The sequence below is a fragment of the Geodermatophilus sp. SYSU D01105 genome (assembly GCF_054050095.1).
Map to the genome: position 1 here is coordinate 1 of NZ_JBJGYR010000040.1, position 14,617 is coordinate 14,617.

The following is a 14,617-nucleotide window of genomic DNA, read 5'->3' on the forward strand; positions in this document are numbered from 1 at the left end:
GGCCCAGCGCGGGAGCCGCCGCGCCCCCCCCCCCCCCCCCCCCCCCCCCCCCCACCCCTGGGCTCAGCGCCAGCGGTGGAGGTCGCGCAGCAGGGCGATCTCGGCGCCGTGGTGGATCACCTCCCGGTTGATGTGCAGCACCAGCGTCGCCATCGGCAGCTCGGCGTAAGGCCCCTCGGCCGGCCCGCACGGCCGGGCCAGCGCCGCCTCGTCCAGTCCCCGCACGCCCGTCGTCCACGCGGCGTAGACGGCGTCGAGTTGCGCCAGTGCCGTGGCCGCGTCACCCGGGTATTCGTGGCTCTCGTAGTCCATCGCCGGACCGCCGAAGTGGGCGGCCGCCCGCGTGCCGAGCACGCCGACGACCAGGTGCCCCATCCGCCAGGCGATCGTCGTGACCGGCGCGGGGTCGGGCTCGGGCACGGCGAAGTCGATGGTGAAGTCGCCCCGGCCGGCGGCGATCGGCGCGGGGGAGGTGCCGCGCGGGCGCACGTTCCAGGCCCCGCGGACCGGTTCCCAGCGGTACTCCTCGTCGGTCAGCCCGTCCAGCCGCGGCCGCAGCTGGGTGCGCCAGTGCAGGTCCAGCTGCTCGACGAGCTCGTGCGTCCAGTCCACCGTCGTCCGTGTCGTCTCCATGAGCAGCACGCTAGGCACAGATGCGGACCGATCCTGTCCGCATCCTGCGTGAGGATGTCGCCGTGGCCGATCCGACCGTCCGCGTGCTGCGGCTCCTCGCGCTGCTCACCTCTGCCCGCTCCTGGCGCGGGGAGGACCTCGCCGCGCGGCTGGGCGTGACCCCGCGGACGGTCCGCCGCGACGTGGAGCGGCTCCGCGAGCTTGGGTACCGGGTCGACGCCGCGCCCGGTCCCGCCGGGGGTTACGTGCTCGGTCCCGGGACCGCCCTGCCACCCCTGGTGCTCGACGACGAGGCCGCGGTGACCGTCGCCGTCGCCCTGCACGTGGCTTCGGCCGGCGCGATGGCCGGTGCGGAGGAGGCCGCCGTCCGGGCCACCTCGGTCCTCGAGCAGGTGCTGCCCGGCCGGCTCCGCCACCGGGTGGCCGCGCTGCAGTCGGCGACGGTGTCGGTGCCCGGCACCGTCCCCACCGTCGACCCCGGCCTGCTGGGCGTGCTGGCGCTGGCCTGCCGCGACGGCGAGCGGCTGCGCTTCCGGTACACCGCCGCCGACGGGGCCGACACCCGGCGGCACGTCGAGCCCCACCGCCTGGTGTGCAGCGGCCGCCGCTGGTACCTCGTGGCCCGCGACGTCGACCGCGACGCCTGGCGCAGCTTCCGGGTCGACCGGCTCTCCGACGCGCTGGCCACCGGGGTGCGGTCCCGCCCGGCTGATCCGCCCGACGCCGCCCGGTACGTCAGCGAGGGCGTGGCCGCGGGTCCCTACCGCTGGCGCGCCCGCGTCCTGCTGGAGGCACCCGCCGAGACGGTCACCGCGCTCGTGCCGCCGACGGTCGCGGTGGTGGAGGTCCTCGACGAGCGGCGCTGCCTGCTCACCACCGGCGCCGACAGCCTGGACACCATCGCCGCCCACCTGGTCCTGCTCGACGTGGACTTCACCGTGCTGGACCCCACGGAGCTCGGCGAACGGTGCCGGGAGCTCGCCGACCGCCTGCGCCGCGCCGCGGGATGAGCGCTCCGCCGCGCCGCTTACCCTGGGAGGTGTGACCAGCACGCTCGAGCCGGCGACGGCCCTGCCGCCGCTGCAGCTCGGCGCGCTGGCGGTCGACCCCGTCGTCGTCCTCGCCCCGATGGCCGGCATCACCAACCCGGCGTTCCGCACGCTGTGCCGCGAGTTCGGCGCCGGCCTCTACGTCTGCGAGATGATCACCACGCGGGCGCTGGTGGAGCGCAACGAGAAGACCCTGGCGATGGTGCGGGCGACCCCCGACGAGAAGGACGCCTTCTCCGTGCAGCTCTACGGCGTCGACCCGGCGACCGTCGGCCGCGCGGTCGAGATGCTGGTCGACGAGGGCGTCGCCGGCACCCGACCCGCGCACGTGGACCTCAACTTCGGCTGCCCGGTGCCCAAGGTCACGCGCAAGGGCGGGGGGTCGGCGCTGCCGTGGCGTCGGGTGCTCTTCCGCGACATCGTGCGGGCCGCCGTCCGGGCCGCCGGGGACGTGCCGGTCACCGTCAAGACCCGCATCGGCATCGACGCCGACCACGTCACCTACCTCGACGCCGGCCGGATCGCGCAGGACGAGGGCGCCGCGGCGATCACCCTGCACGGGCGCACCGCCGACCAGCTCTACAGCGGCACCGCCGACTGGGCGCCGATCGCGCGGCTGGTCGAGGCCGTCGACATCCCGGTGCTCGGCAACGGCGACATCTGGGAGGCCGACGACGCCCTGCGCATGGTCGCCGAGACCGGGTGCGCCGGCGTCGTCATCGGCCGGGGCTGCCTGGGGCGGCCGTGGCTGTTCGGCGACCTGGCGGCGGCCTTCGCGGGGGAGTCCCGCCGCGCGCTGCCGACCCTCCGCGAGGTCGCCGCGGTCATGGTCCGGCACGCCGAGCTGCTCTCCGAGGAGCAGGGCGAGCTGCACGGCTGCACCGACTTCCGCAAGCACGTCGCCTGGTACCTCAAGGGGTTCTCGGTCGGCTCCGACGTCCGCCGGGCCCTGGCGATGGTCAGCTCGCTCGACGAGCTGGGCAGGCTGCTGGCCGGCATCCCCGACCAGCCCTATCCGACGGCGGTGCTCGGCGGCCCCCGCGGGCGCACGAGCCCGCCGCGCCCCGTCGCGCTGCCGGAGGGCTGGCTCGACGACCGCGACGACCCCCGACCGCCGGCCGGGGCCGAACTGTTGGTGAGCGGCGGGTGAGCGCGATGACCCAGGGCCCCTACCTCTACGACGACGACCCGGCGCCGCTGCACACCGGCACCCCGCGGTCGGCGCGCGGCCTGATCCTGGCGATCCTCGGCGGCACCGTCCTCGTCGCGGTCGCGATGGCGCTCGGGCTGCCGCTGGTCAAGGGCAGCCCGGAGGAGCAGGCGCGCGAGGTCACCGGGGTCTTCCTCGCAGCACTCGCCGCCGACGACGCCGAGACCGCCCACGGGCTGCTGTGCGAGAGCGAGCGCGCCCGCCTCGCCCCCGAGCAGGTGGCCGGGGTCTACGCCACCGGCGGGTACGGCGAGGTCGCCGGCACCACCGAGGGCGAGCGGGACGGCGAGCCGGTGCAGCGGGTCGACGTCCGGTGGACCGACGGCAGCACCTCGACGTTCACCGTCGTCCCCGAGGACGGCGCGCGCGTCTGCGGCACCTCCACCGGCTGACGCCCGGTTCCTCGCCGGTCGCCCGCACGGGGGCTGGCGGACCTCCGCGGCTTCGGACACGATCACCTCTGCCCGAGACGTATGAGACGTCTACCCCGGGCGCGGGACGGTCGGCGGACGAGCGCGGAGGTGCACGGTGGGCGGGACCGGTGCGACGACCTGGGTCTACGACTTCAGCCAGGGCAGCAAGGACCAGAAGGACCTGCTCGGCGGCAAGGGCGCCAACCTCGCCGAGATGACCAACCTCGGCCTGCCGGTGCCGCCCGGGTTCACCATCACCACCGACGCCTGCCGCCACTACCTCCAGCACGGCAGCACGCCCCCCGAGCTCGCCGACCAGGTGACCGAGCACCTGACGGCGCTGGAGAAGGCGATGGGCAAGACCCTGGGCGACCCGGCCGACCCGCTGCTGGTCTCCGTCCGCTCCGGAGCCGCGGCGTCGATGCCCGGGATGATGGAGACCGTCCTCAACGTCGGTCTCAACGACGAGTCGGTCCAGGGCCTGGCCGCGCAGTCGGGCAGCGAGCGGTTCGCCTGGGACTCCTACCGCCGGCTGATCCAGATGTTCGGCAAGACCGTGCTCGGGATCGACGGCGAGCACTTCGACGACGCGCTCGACGAGGTCAAGCGCGAGCAGGGCACCGACCTGGACCTGGACCTGGACGCCGAGCACCTGCGCGACGTCGTCGGCCGCTACAAGGGGATCGTCTCCGAGCACACCGGCCGGGACTTCCCGCAGGACCCGCGCGAGCAGCTGGACCTGGCCATCAACGCCGTCTTCGACTCGTGGAACTCCGAGCGCGCGATCCTCTACCGCCGCCGCGAGCGGATCCCGGGCGATGCCGGCACCGCGGTCAACGTCGTGGCCATGGTCTTCGGCAACCTGGGCATGGACTCCGGCACCGGCGTCGCCTTCACCCGCGACCCCGGCAGCGGGGAGCAGGGCGTCTACGGCGACTACCTGCAGAACGCCCAGGGCGAGGACGTCGTCGCCGGCATCCGCAACACCGTGCCGCTGCGGGAGCTCGAGCGCATCGACGCGGGCGCCTACCGCGAGCTGCTGTCGATCATGAGCACGCTCGAGTCGCACTACCGGGACCTGTGCGACATCGAGTTCACCGTCGAGCGCAGCAAGCTCTGGATGCTGCAGACCCGCGTCGGCAAGCGGACGGCGGCCGCGGCGTTCCGCATCGCGACCCAGCTGGTCGACGAGGGCCTCATCGACCTGGACGAGGCGGTCCGCCGGGTCACCGGCGAGCAGCTCGCCCAGCTGATGTTCCCCCGGTTCGTCTCCGGCGGGGACGCCACCCAGCTCACCCAGGGCATGAACGCCTCGCCCGGCGCGGCGGTCGGCAAGGCGGTCTTCTCCTCCGAGACCGCCGTCGAGTGGGCCGGCCGCGGCGAGCGGGTGGTGCTGGTCCGGCGGGAGACCAACCCCGACGACCTCTCCGGGATGATCGCCGCCCAGGGCGTGCTCACCAGCCGCGGCGGCAAGACCTCGCACGCCGCCGTCGTCGCCCGCGGCATGGGCAAGACCTGCGTCTGCGGTGCCGAGGAGCTGCAGGTCGACACCAAGGCCAGGCGGTTCACCTCCCCCGACGGCACGGAGGTGCACGAGGGCGACGTCATCTCCATCGACGGGTCCACCGGCCGGGTCTGGCTGGGCGAGGTCTCGGTCGAGCCGTCGTCGGTCGTCCGGTACTTCGAGGGCGAGATCGACCCGGACTCGACGGGAGCCGACGGCGGTGCTGATGAGCTGGTGCGCAGCGTGCACCGGCTCCTCACCCACGCCGACTCCCGCCGGCGGATGGACGTGCGGACCAACGCCGACACCCCCGAGGACGCCGCTCGCGCCCGCCGCTTCGGCGCCCACGGCATCGGCCTGTGCCGGACCGAGCACATGTTCCTGGGCGACCGGCGCCAGCTGGTGGAGAAGCTGATCCTCGCCGAGGGGGACGACGAGCGGCAGGCGGCGCTGGACGCGCTCCAGCCGCTGCAGAAGCAGGACTTCGGCGAGATCTTCGAGGCGATGGACGGGCTGCCGGTCACCGTCCGCCTGCTCGACCCGCCGCTGCACGAGTTCCTGCCCGACCTGACCGACCTGTCGGTGCGGGTCGCGGTCGCCGAGGCCGAGGGCCACCACGACGAGGGCCAGCTGCGGCTGCTCGCCGCAGTGCGGCGGATGCACGAGCAGAACCCGATGCTGGGCCTGCGCGGTGTCCGGCTGGGGCTGGTCGTCCCCGGCCTGTTCGCCATGCAGGTGCGGGCGATCGTCGAGGCGGCCTGCGAGCGGCGCAAGGCCGGCGGCGACCCCCGGCCGGAGATCATGATCCCGCTGGTCGGTGCGGTGCAGGAGCTGGAGGCGATCCGCGAGGAGGCCGAGCGGGTGGTCACCGACGTCTGCGCGGCCCACGGCGTCGACCTGCGCCCGCTGATCGGCACGATGATCGAGGTGCCCCGTGCGGCGCTGACGGCGGAGGAGATCGCGCAGTCGGCGGAGTTCTTCTCCTTCGGCACCAACGACCTCACCCAGATGACCTGGGGCTTCTCGCGGGACGACGTGGAGGCGGCGTTCTTCCACGCCTACCTGGACAAGGGCATCTTCGGCGTCTCGCCGTTCGAGTCGATCGACCGCCCCGGGGTGGGCCGGCTCGTGGAGATCGGCGCCGAGCGCGGCCGTGCCGGCCGCCCGGAGCTCAAGCTCGGCGTCTGCGGCGAGCACGGCGGGGACCCGGACTCGGTGCACTTCTTCCACGAGGTCGGCCTGGACTACGTGTCCTGCTCACCGTTCCGGGTGCCGGTGGCCCGGCTGGAGGCCGGCCGCGCCGCGCTGGGGGCCGAGCACGCCGGCTCCTGAGCTCACCGTGCACTGATCGAGATCTGCACAGTGGTCGCGATCAGCCCGCTGACGGCGACCACTGTGCAGATCTCGCGGGGGAAGTCCGGCACACCGTCCCCATCCGCCTCGTCCCGACAGCCCCGCGTGGTACCCATGACCCGTGGGGGTGCGCGCAGGGAGCCTGATCGGTCGGGTGGTCGGCGCCCTCGTGCTGGCGTTCTTCCTGCTGGTCGTCTCGACCGCGACGGCGATCTGGTGGACGGCGCGGCAGGACGCCCGGCCGGAGTCGGACGCGATCGTGGTGCTGGGCTCGGCCCAGTACAACGGCGTCCCGTCGTCGATCTTCGAGGCCCGGCTGGAGCACGCCCTGCAGCTGTACGAGGACGGCGTGGCACCGGTGGTCGTGACCGTCGGCGGCAAGGCGGCCGGGGACCAGTTCACCGAGGCCGAGGCCGGCGCCGACTACCTGGCCGACTCCGGCGTCCCGGCGGACGCGCTGCTCCCCGTGCAGGAGGGCGTGGACACCCTGCAGAGCATGCGGGCGGTGGGCGCGGCGTTCGCCGAGCGCGGCTGGAGCTCCGCGGTCCTGGTGACCGACCCGTGGCACGCCCTGCGCGCCGAGCGGATGGCGCAGGACGCCGGCATCGCGGCGGAGAGCTCACCGACCCGGCAGGGCCCGGCGGTGCAGACCCGCACCACGCAGTTCCGCTACATCCTCCGGGAGACGGCGGCGTACCTGCTCTACCGCGCGACCGGCGAGAGCGTCGCCGGCGCGCCCGGGATCGGCTGAGCGGGGGAGGGATCGTGCTCGAACTGGGCAAGGCCGGCACCGCCGGCACCGAGAAGCGGGTGCTGCCCGTGCTGCGCGACGGTGTCGTCGTCGCGACGCTGCGGGCCTCGAGCTGGAAGGAGGCGGCCACGGCCGTCGTCGGTGACCGCGAGTGGGTGCTCGCGAAGCGCAAGCGGGAGCTCACCGGCCGGTGGGTGGCCGACCCGGAGGACGCCGTCCGGCTGCGGGCCTGGCAGACGTCGTTCTGGAAGGGCACCTGGGACGCCGACCTCGAGGGGACGCCGCTGCGCGCCGAGGTGGTGTCCCGCTGGAAGGGCGGGTACCGCTACCTGCTCGACGGCCGGGTGGTCGCCGAGACGGGGACGACGGGCGGCTGGTCGCCGCGGTCGACCCTCACCGCGGACGATTCCCTGCCACTGGACTCCCAGGTCTTCCTGCTGTGGCTGGCGCTGGTGATGAGCCGCCGGGACCAGGCGGCGACCACGGCCGCGATCGCCGGTGGCGCGGCTGCGGCGGGAGGCAGCTGATGGCCGGGCGGGGGCGCATCCGGGCCGCGGACATCGCGCTGGTCCGCGAGCGGAGCAGGATCGACGAGATCATCGGCGAGCACCTGCAGCTCAAGCGCGCGGGCGGGGGCAGCCTCAAGGGCCTGTGCCCCTTCCACGACGAGAAGTCGCCGTCCTTCCACGTCACGCCGTCGCGCGGCCTCTACCACTGTCTCGCAGGGGAGACCGGTGTCCTCACCGAGGACGGCACCGTGCCGATCCGCGAGCTCGCCGGGAAGACCGTGCGAGTCCTCAATGGCGACGGGGGCTGGGTCGAGGCGCCGTTCCGCTCGTACGGGACCCAGCGGCTGATGAAGCTGGTGCTCACCCGCAACGGCCGGACGAAGGTCCTCCACGCCACGGACGAGCACCGCTGGTTCGTGCCCTCCGGCTCGCCGCGTCAGGACCGTCGGGAGAAGCTGACCAAGGACCTCCGGGCCGGCGACCGGCTCTCGCACTCCTTCCCGATGAGCCGGGTCCTCAACCCGGCCACCCGCCCGTCACCGTTCGGCATCGCACGGGGCCTCGTCTACGGGGACGGCACGCGCGGTGGTGCAGGCTCCATCGCGAACCTGTTCGGCGACGAGGACGCGCAGCTCGCCCAGTACTTCGCCGGCTGCAGGAGCTGGGAGGGGGAGGGCGTCACCAGGTACTACGGGCTGCCCGCCTACTTCAAGGAGGAGCGCCCGTCGCTGGACGAGGACGCCTCCTACCTGCTCGGCTGGCTCGCGGGCTACTTCGCGGCGGACGGGTGCGTCGCTGACGACGGCGACGCGGTCCTGAACTCGGCGCGTGTCGACGACCTCGAGTATGTCCGCACCCTCTGCACCCGACTCGGCATCGGGACCTTCGGTGTCGCCAAGCAGACGCGGGTCGGCATCGACGGCGTGCCCAGCGACATCTACAACGTCCGCTTCATGACCAAGGGGCTGCCCGAGTCCTTCTTCCTCCTCGACCAGCACCGTCAGCGCTACCTGGTCAACGAGAAGAAGTACGAGCGGAAGAACTGGGTCGTCCAGTCGGTCGAGTGGTCCGACCGGGTGGAGGAGGTGTTCTGCGCCGAGGTGCCCGGGACCCACGCCTTCACTCTCGAGGACAACATCCTCACCGGGAACTGTTTCGGGTGTGGGGTGGGCGGCGACGTCATCCGCTTCGTGCAGGAGATCGACCACCTGTCGTTCAGCGAGGCCGTCGAGCTGCTCGCCGGGCGGGCCAACGTCGAGCTGCACTACGAGGACGACGGTGGCCGGCCCACCGGCGCGCCGGACCGCGCGCAGGTGGGCCAGCGAGCCCGGCTGGTCGCTGCCAACACCGCGGCCGCGGCCTTCTACGCCGAGCAGCTGACCACGCCCGAGGCCGCGCCCGCGCGGCAGTTCCTCGCCGACCGTGGCTTCGACCGGCAGGTGGCGCTGGACTACGGCTGCGGCTACGCCCCGGGCGGCTGGGACACCCTGACCCGCCACCTGCGCGGCAACGGCTTCACCCAGCAGGAGCTGGTCACCGCCGGGCTGGCCAAGGAGTCCTCCCGCGGGACGCTGATCGACCGGTTCCACCGCCGGCTGGTCTGGCCGATCCGCGACATCACCGGCGACGTCATCGGCTTCGGTGCCCGCAAGCTGATGGACGACGACCCGGGCCCGAAGTACCTCAACACCCCCGAGACCCCGCTCTACAAGAAGAGCACCGTCCTCTACGGCATCGACCGGGCCAAGCGCGACATCGCCCGCCGGCACCAGGCGGTGGTCGTCGAGGGCTACACCGACGTCATGGCCTGCCACCTGGCCGGCGTGACGACGGCGGTGGCCTCCTGCGGCACGGCGTTCGGCCCGGAGCACATCAGCGTCCTGCGCCGGCTGCTGATGGACCAGGACGAGTTCCGCGGCGAGGTCATCTACACCTTCGACGGCGACGCGGCCGGCCAGAACGCGGCGATGAAGACCTTCGCCGAGGACCAGCGCTTCGTCGGGCAGACGTTCGTCGCGGTCGAGCCCGACGGCCGGGACCCCTGCGAGCTCCGCCAGGCGCACGGCGACGCCGCCGTCCGGGACCTCGTCGCCCGCCGGACGCCGCTGATCGCCTTCGTGCTGAAAACCACGCTGGCCGGCTACGACCTCGACACCGTCGAGGGCCGGGTCGCCGCGCTGGAGAAGACCGTGCCGCTGGTCGCGCAGATCAAGGACCACGCGCTGCGGCCGGCCTACGCCCGCCAGCTGGCCGGGATGATCGGCAACACCGACGAGGCCGAGGTGCAGGAGCGGGTGCGCCGGCTGACCGGGGACGACGCCGCACCGCAGCGGTCCCGCGGTGCCCGGACGCCGAAGCGGTCGCCGGACGACATCGCGGTCGCCGTCGAGCGCGAGGCGGTCAAGGCGGCGCTGCAGGTGCCCGAGCTGGCCGGGCCGTCGTTCGACGCGATCCCGGTGGAGGCCTACACCGACCCCGACCACGCCGCGGTGGCCGCCGCGGTCGCCGCTGCCGGTGGTGCGGCCGCGACGCGGGTGACCGGCCCGGCGTGGCTGGACGAGATCGCCGCGAACTGCACCAGCGAGAGCGCCCGGGCACAGCTGACCGCGCTGGCCGTCGAGCCGATGCGGTCGGTGGGGGAGGCCGACGCCGGCTACGTCAACGCGGTGCTGGCCCGGCTGGAGGAGATGCACACCGTCCGGCAGGTGGCCGCGCTGAAGGGCCGGCTGCAGCGGATGAACCCGGTGGAGGCCGGCGACGAGTACATGCGGGCGTTCGGCCAGCTGATGGCCCTCGAGCAGCAGGCGATCTCGCTGCGGCAGCGGGCGATGGGCGGGCTCGCGCAGTGAGCCTCGTCGAGCGGGTCCGGCGGCGGCTGGCCCGTCCGCCGGAGCTGGTCCGCGCGGTGGTGCAGGCCTCGGCCGACCCCGACGAGCGGGTGCTCGCCTGGGGTGCGCTGGTGCGCGACGAGGGCTGGCTGGTCGCCACCTCCCGCGGCCTGCGCAGCGTCCCCGCCGGCCTGGCCCTGCCCGAGGCCGGCGACGTCGGCGTCCTGCCGTGGCACGAGGTGGCCTCCGCCCGGTGGACGGCGACCGGAGACGGCGGCGGCCGCTTCGAGGTCACCGCGCTGAGGGAGGTCGAGCCGGGCGTGCAGGCGCGGCTGCCGGTGGAGCGGCACGCGTTGCGCGACGCCGGTGACCTGCCGGCCGTCGTCCGGCGGCGGGTGGACGAGACGGTGGTCGACAGCCGCCGGGCACCGTTGCCCGGCGGCGGGGGAGTCCTGCTCGTGGCGCGGCGGGTGCCCGGTCAGGCCGCGCGCGAGTGGACGGTCGTGTTCGACGACGACGCCGACCGCAGCGACCCGGTCGCCCGGGAGGTCGCGCGGGAGAAGCTGGCCGAGGTCGTCGCCGCCGACCAGGTGGTCTGACCCCGCGTCAGGGCGTCGGACCCGGGCTCGGCGGCGCCACCGGCCCCGGGGCGGTGGGCCCGGTCGGGCGCTCGCTGGGGGTGTCGCGGCCCATGCGGGCCTTCACCGAGTTGACGACCGCGTCGGCGCGGGCCTGGGCCATCCCCGCCACGCCCTGCAGCTGCGGGTTGTCCTTGGCGTTGTCCCACGCCTTGCGGATCTGCTCGTAGCGTTCCCGCCCGGCCTTCGAGCCGAGCACGTACCCGGCACCGAAGCCGGCGAGGAAGGACAGCTTCGCCACGGGGGACCTCCTGCTGAGTCTGCGAGCGGATGATCACGGTAACCGGGCCGCCTGTGACGCGCGACGCGAACGCCCCTCCGCGGGAGCCCGGACGGCGTCGGGTACTCTTGCTCCTGCGCGCGGGTCCGACCCGCCGATCCCCCGTAGCTCAATTGGCAGAGCATGCGACTGTTAATCGCAGGGTTATTGGTTCGAGTCCAATCGGGGGAGCAGTTCCGCTGGTGAACGGCCGGTCGCGTCGATGGTCGATCGACCAAGGCCAGCGGACGACCGACGAACTCCCCTCTCGCCACGGTCTCGATCCGGCGAGTTCCGGGCCACCATGACGCTGTGCGCAACGATCCAGGGTCGTCCCGTGGTCCCGGCCCGTCCCCGTCTCCGCTGCGGCGCGCTTCCGGGGCCCTCGTCCTCGCCGCCGCGCTGCTCGCCGGGTGCGGCGCCGACGATGATCGGGTCGTTGCCAGCGGGACGCCTGCCGTACCGCCCGCGTCCCCGCCGACCGGTGGACCGCCTCCCGCCGCCGTCGCCAGGGTGGACCTCGGCGCGCCGCAGGAGCTGGTGACCGGGCTGGACGTCCCATGGGGGATCGCCTTCCTCCCGGACGGCTCGGCTCTGGTGGCCGAGCGGGACGACGGGCGCGTCCTGCGGTTGCCTCCGGACGGCGGGCAGCCGGCCCAGGTGGCGGTGCTCGCGGACGTCGCGGCGCGCGGCGAGGGCGGCCTGCTCGGACTCGCCGTGCCCCCCGACCACGACGAGGACCCCTGGGTGTACGCCTACCTCACCACCGACGAGGACAACCGCGTCGTCCGCTTCCGGCTCGACGCGCCGGCCGAGGCCGAGGTGGTGCTGGCGGGCATCGACGCGGCGAACGTCCACAACGGTGGGCGCATCGCCTTCGGCCCCGACGGGCAGCTCTACGTCGCCACGGGTGACGCCGGCGACCGGGGTGCCGCCCAGGACCCCGACGACCCCAACGGCAAGATCCTGCGGCTGCGCCCGGACGGCTCGGTGCCGCCGGACAACCCGACGCCCGGCTCCCCGGTCTACAGCCTCGGGCACCGCAACGTGCAGGGCCTGGCCTGGGACGGCGCGGGTCGGCTGTGGGCCACCGAGTTCGGTCAGAACGCCGTCGACGAGGTCAACCTCATCGAGCCCGGCGGCAACTACGGCTGGCCCGACGTCGAAGGCGAGGGCGACACCGACGGCGGCCGGTTCACCAACCCGCTGGTCGTGTGGGACACGTCGGAGGCCTCTCCCTCCGGCGCGACCGTCGTGGGGGACACGCTCTACGTCGCCGCGCTCGCCGGGGAGCGGCTGTGGGCGGTGCCGCTGCAGGCCGACGGCGTCGGTGAGCCGCGCGCCGAGCTGGAGGGTGCCTACGGGCGCCTGCGCACGGTCGTGCAGGCCCCCGACGGAGCACTGTGGCTGTCGACGTCCAACGGCGACGGCCGGGGCGACGAGCGCGACGGCGACGACCGGATCGTGCGCTTCCCGGTGGCGGCTCCCTGAGTCCCGGATCGCCGGAGATCGGCTGCCGTCCCAGTCCGCACCGCCGGGGTCGTGCCCGTCCCGCGGGACGTCACTTGACCAGGGCTCCGGCGTCCACCGGCAGTGGCACGCCCGTGATGTACCGGGCGTCGTCGGACACCAGGAACACCAGCGCCCGGCTGATGTCGATCGGCTGGACCCACGGGATGGGCAGGGTGTGCATGGCCTGCGACCTCGGCTCGAAGTCCGCCCGGGTCGGGTTCGGGATGTCCGGGACGAAGACCTTCATCGTCTCGTCGTTCATGATCATGTCGGTCTCGACCTGGGTCGGGTGGATGCTGTTCACCCGGATCCGCTCCGGCCCGTACTCCACGGCGAGGGTGCGCATCAGGCCGACCACGCCGTGCTTGGCCGACACGTAGTGCGAGATGTGCGAGTAGGCCTGCAGCCCGGCCGCGGAGCTGGTCAACACGATGGCGCCGCCCTGGCCGCCGGCGAGGATGTGCGGGATCGCGGCCTTGCAGGTCTGCCACACCCCGGTGAGGTTGACGTCGATCATCTGCTGCCAGACGTCGAGCGGCAGCTCGTGGGAGGCGTGCGGCAGCGACCCGATCCCGGCGTTGGCGGCCACGATGTCCAGCCGGCCGAGTTGGCTCACCCCCTCGTCGACCGCGCCGGCGAGGGCGTCGTAGTCCCGGACGTCGGCCTTCGCCGCCACGATCCGGCGGTCCAGCGCCTCGACCTCCCGGACGGTCTCCTGCAGCTTCTCCCAGGTGCCCGTCGGGTAGGGCATCCCCGGGACCTGCTCGCAGACGTCGACGGCGATGACGTCGGCGCCCTCCCGGGCGAGCTCGACCGCGTGGCTGCGCCCCTGTCCCTGGGCCGCTCCGGTGACGAAGGCGACCTTGCCCTCGAGCTTGCCCATGACGTCTCCCCTCGCCGATGTCGTGTGTGGCGCGTCACACTACGGGCCCGCTCGCGGTCGTCGCCCCTGTTCGGTCGGGCGTCAGGTGTGAGCACTCGCCCGTGCCCAGGCGGCGATGTGCGCCGATGCCGGCCGCGGCTCGATGCCGAGGGCCCGCAACGGTGGGTCGCCCGCCTCCTCGCCGGTGTCCATGGACAGCGCGATGCCCAGGACCGAGGCCAGTTCCGGCCGGCGTCGCCGCAGGGCCCGGGCGGCGAGGGTGAGCACCGGGCGGGGGACGACGATGCGACGGAGTTGCGCGCCGAGGGCGCGCTCGAGGGCATCGACGACCTGGTGCCGGGTCAGCGCCTCGGGTCCACCGAAGTCCAGTGCACCCGGTGGGTCGGCCATCGTCGCCAGGCGGACGCACGCCTCGGCGACGTCGTCGGCCGCGACGTACGGCACCGGCGTGTGGCCGCGACCGTAGATGACGGCCAGCCGCTTGTCCGGGCGGATGCCGGACTGCGGCCCGAGCCACACCTCCTGGAAGGCGGCCGGCCGCACGATGACCGACCGCATGGGCGATGCCTGCAGCAACCGCTCCGTTGCCCGCTTGGCGGCGAAGAAGGGCACCAGGGACACCATGGCGTCGGTCATGCCCTGCGCGGAGACGAAGACGAACCGGTCGACGCCGGCCGCCTCCGCCGCCCGGACCAGCGCGGCGTTCCCGTCGCGGTCGACCCGGTCGATGGACACGTCCGTCGCCCCTGCCAGCCTCCGGCCGATGCCGTTGGCGGTGGTGACCACGGTCCGCACCCCGGCCAGCGCCCGGTCGAGACTGGGTGGGTCGGTGAGATCGCCGACGCGGAGGTCGGCGTGCGACGACCGCAGAGCGGCGGCGTCGCTGCCCGGCCGCACGAGCGCCCGGAACGGGATCCGCCGTTCGGCCAGCCGGGCGGCGATCCGGCCGCCCAGGTCGCCGGTCGCGCCGCAGAGCAGGAGCTCACTCATGGCCTTCTCCCGGGGGTGGCGATGACCCAGGACGACACGGCCACGGACCGCTGTCAACGCCCGTCGACGTCCCCCGGACGACTGG

The 14,617-nt window shown here is 74.0% G+C and carries 13 protein-coding genes and 1 tRNA gene; 10 read left to right on the forward strand and 4 right to left on the reverse strand.

The genetic code is table 11. The features are described from left to right. Positions 1-63: 63 nt before the first annotated feature. Positions 64-633 (reverse strand): DinB family protein, encoded by a 570-nt coding sequence (locus ACI79I_RS23735; protein WP_456994930.1) that lies wholly within the window; start codon positions 631-633, stop codon positions 64-66. 62 nt (positions 634-695) lie between these two features. Here ACI79I_RS23735 and ACI79I_RS23740 point away from each other — a divergent pair, with 62 nt between their 5' ends. From ACI79I_RS23740 to ACI79I_RS23775, 8 genes are all read left to right on the forward strand, one after another. Then, a complete protein-coding gene (locus tag ACI79I_RS23740; RefSeq protein WP_456994932.1) occupies positions 696-1,643 on the forward strand; it encodes a helix-turn-helix transcriptional regulator in 948 nt (315 codons plus the stop codon). Between the two features lie 31 nt (positions 1,644-1,674). Continuing rightward, positions 1,675-2,832, forward strand: a complete 1,158-nt coding sequence (gene dusB / locus ACI79I_RS23745) for a tRNA dihydrouridine synthase DusB (protein ID WP_456994934.1) — start codon at positions 1,675-1,677, stop codon at positions 2,830-2,832. Positions 2,833-2,837: 5 nt separating this feature from the next. Beyond that, positions 2,838-3,284, forward strand: a complete 447-nt coding sequence (locus tag ACI79I_RS23750) for a hypothetical protein (RefSeq protein WP_456994976.1) — start codon at positions 2,838-2,840, stop codon at positions 3,282-3,284. A gap of 136 nt (positions 3,285-3,420) precedes the next feature. After that, positions 3,421-6,141 carry a pyruvate, phosphate dikinase gene (ppdK, locus tag ACI79I_RS23755; RefSeq protein ID WP_456994936.1) on the forward strand — a complete coding sequence of 907 codons (2,721 nt, stop codon included), beginning with the start codon at positions 3,421-3,423 and terminating at the stop codon, positions 6,139-6,141. Between the two features lie 142 nt (positions 6,142-6,283). After that, positions 6,284-6,913: a YdcF family protein gene (locus ACI79I_RS23760; protein WP_456994938.1), complete on the forward strand. Its 630-nt coding sequence runs from the start codon at positions 6,284-6,286 to the stop codon at positions 6,911-6,913. 14 nt (positions 6,914-6,927) lie between these two features. Next, positions 6,928-7,440 (forward strand): hypothetical protein, encoded by a 513-nt coding sequence (locus ACI79I_RS23765; protein WP_456994940.1) that lies wholly within the window; start codon positions 6,928-6,930, stop codon positions 7,438-7,440. Further along, positions 7,440-10,271, forward strand: coding sequence for a DNA primase (gene dnaG / locus ACI79I_RS23770; RefSeq protein ID WP_456994942.1), 2,832 nt, complete (start codon positions 7,440-7,442; stop codon positions 10,269-10,271). The genes ACI79I_RS23765 and dnaG overlap by 1 nt, the downstream gene beginning before the upstream one ends. Then, the gene (locus ACI79I_RS23775; RefSeq protein WP_456994944.1) at positions 10,268-10,849 is read left to right on the forward strand and encodes a hypothetical protein; all 582 of its coding nucleotides are present in this window, start codon (positions 10,268-10,270) and stop codon (positions 10,847-10,849) included. Before dnaG ends, ACI79I_RS23775 begins: the two co-directional genes overlap by 4 nt. A 7-nt stretch (positions 10,850-10,856) precedes the next feature. Here the strand turns inward: ACI79I_RS23775 and ACI79I_RS23780 are convergent, their stop codons facing one another. Continuing rightward, on the reverse strand, positions 10,857-11,129 hold the full coding sequence (locus tag ACI79I_RS23780; protein WP_456948356.1) for a hypothetical protein: 273 nt from the start codon (positions 11,127-11,129) through the stop codon (positions 10,857-10,859). A 137-nt stretch (positions 11,130-11,266) separates the two neighbouring features. Between ACI79I_RS23780 and ACI79I_RS23785 the strand changes: the two genes are divergently transcribed. Beyond that, positions 11,267-11,339: transfer RNA gene (locus ACI79I_RS23785), tRNA-Asn, on the forward strand. 321 nt (positions 11,340-11,660) lie between these two features. After that, entirely contained in the window at positions 11,661-12,638 is a 978-nt protein-coding gene (locus ACI79I_RS23790) for a PQQ-dependent sugar dehydrogenase (RefSeq protein WP_456994946.1), read from the forward strand. 70 nt (positions 12,639-12,708) lie between these two features. Here the strand turns inward: ACI79I_RS23790 and ACI79I_RS23795 are convergent, their stop codons facing one another. After that, a complete protein-coding gene (locus tag ACI79I_RS23795; RefSeq protein WP_456994948.1) occupies positions 12,709-13,542 on the reverse strand; it encodes a mycofactocin-coupled SDR family oxidoreductase in 834 nt (277 codons plus the stop codon). An 81-nt stretch (positions 13,543-13,623) separates the two neighbouring features. Next, entirely contained in the window at positions 13,624-14,532 is a 909-nt protein-coding gene (locus ACI79I_RS23800; protein ID WP_456994950.1) for an SDR family oxidoreductase, read from the reverse strand. Positions 14,533-14,617: the final 85 nt, after the last annotated feature.

Bases quoted from the DNA above. Each gene is read 5' to 3' on its own strand.
- ACI79I_RS23735 (WP_456994930.1), bottom strand. From the start codon at position 633: ATGGAGACGACACGGACGACGGTGGACTGGACGCACGAGCTCGTCGAG.
- ACI79I_RS23750 (WP_456994976.1), top strand. From the start codon at position 2,838: ATGACCCAGGGCCCCTACCTCTACGACGACGACCCGGCGCCGCTGCAC.
- dnaG (WP_456994942.1), top strand. From the start codon at position 7,440: ATGGCCGGGCGGGGGCGCATCCGGGCCGCGGACATCGCGCTGGTCCGC.
- ACI79I_RS23795 (WP_456994948.1), bottom strand. From the start codon at position 13,542: ATGGGCAAGCTCGAGGGCAAGGTCGCCTTCGTCACCGGAGCGGCCCAG.
- ACI79I_RS23800 (WP_456994950.1), bottom strand. From the start codon at position 14,532: ATGAGTGAGCTCCTGCTCTGCGGCGCGACCGGCGACCTGGGCGGCCGG.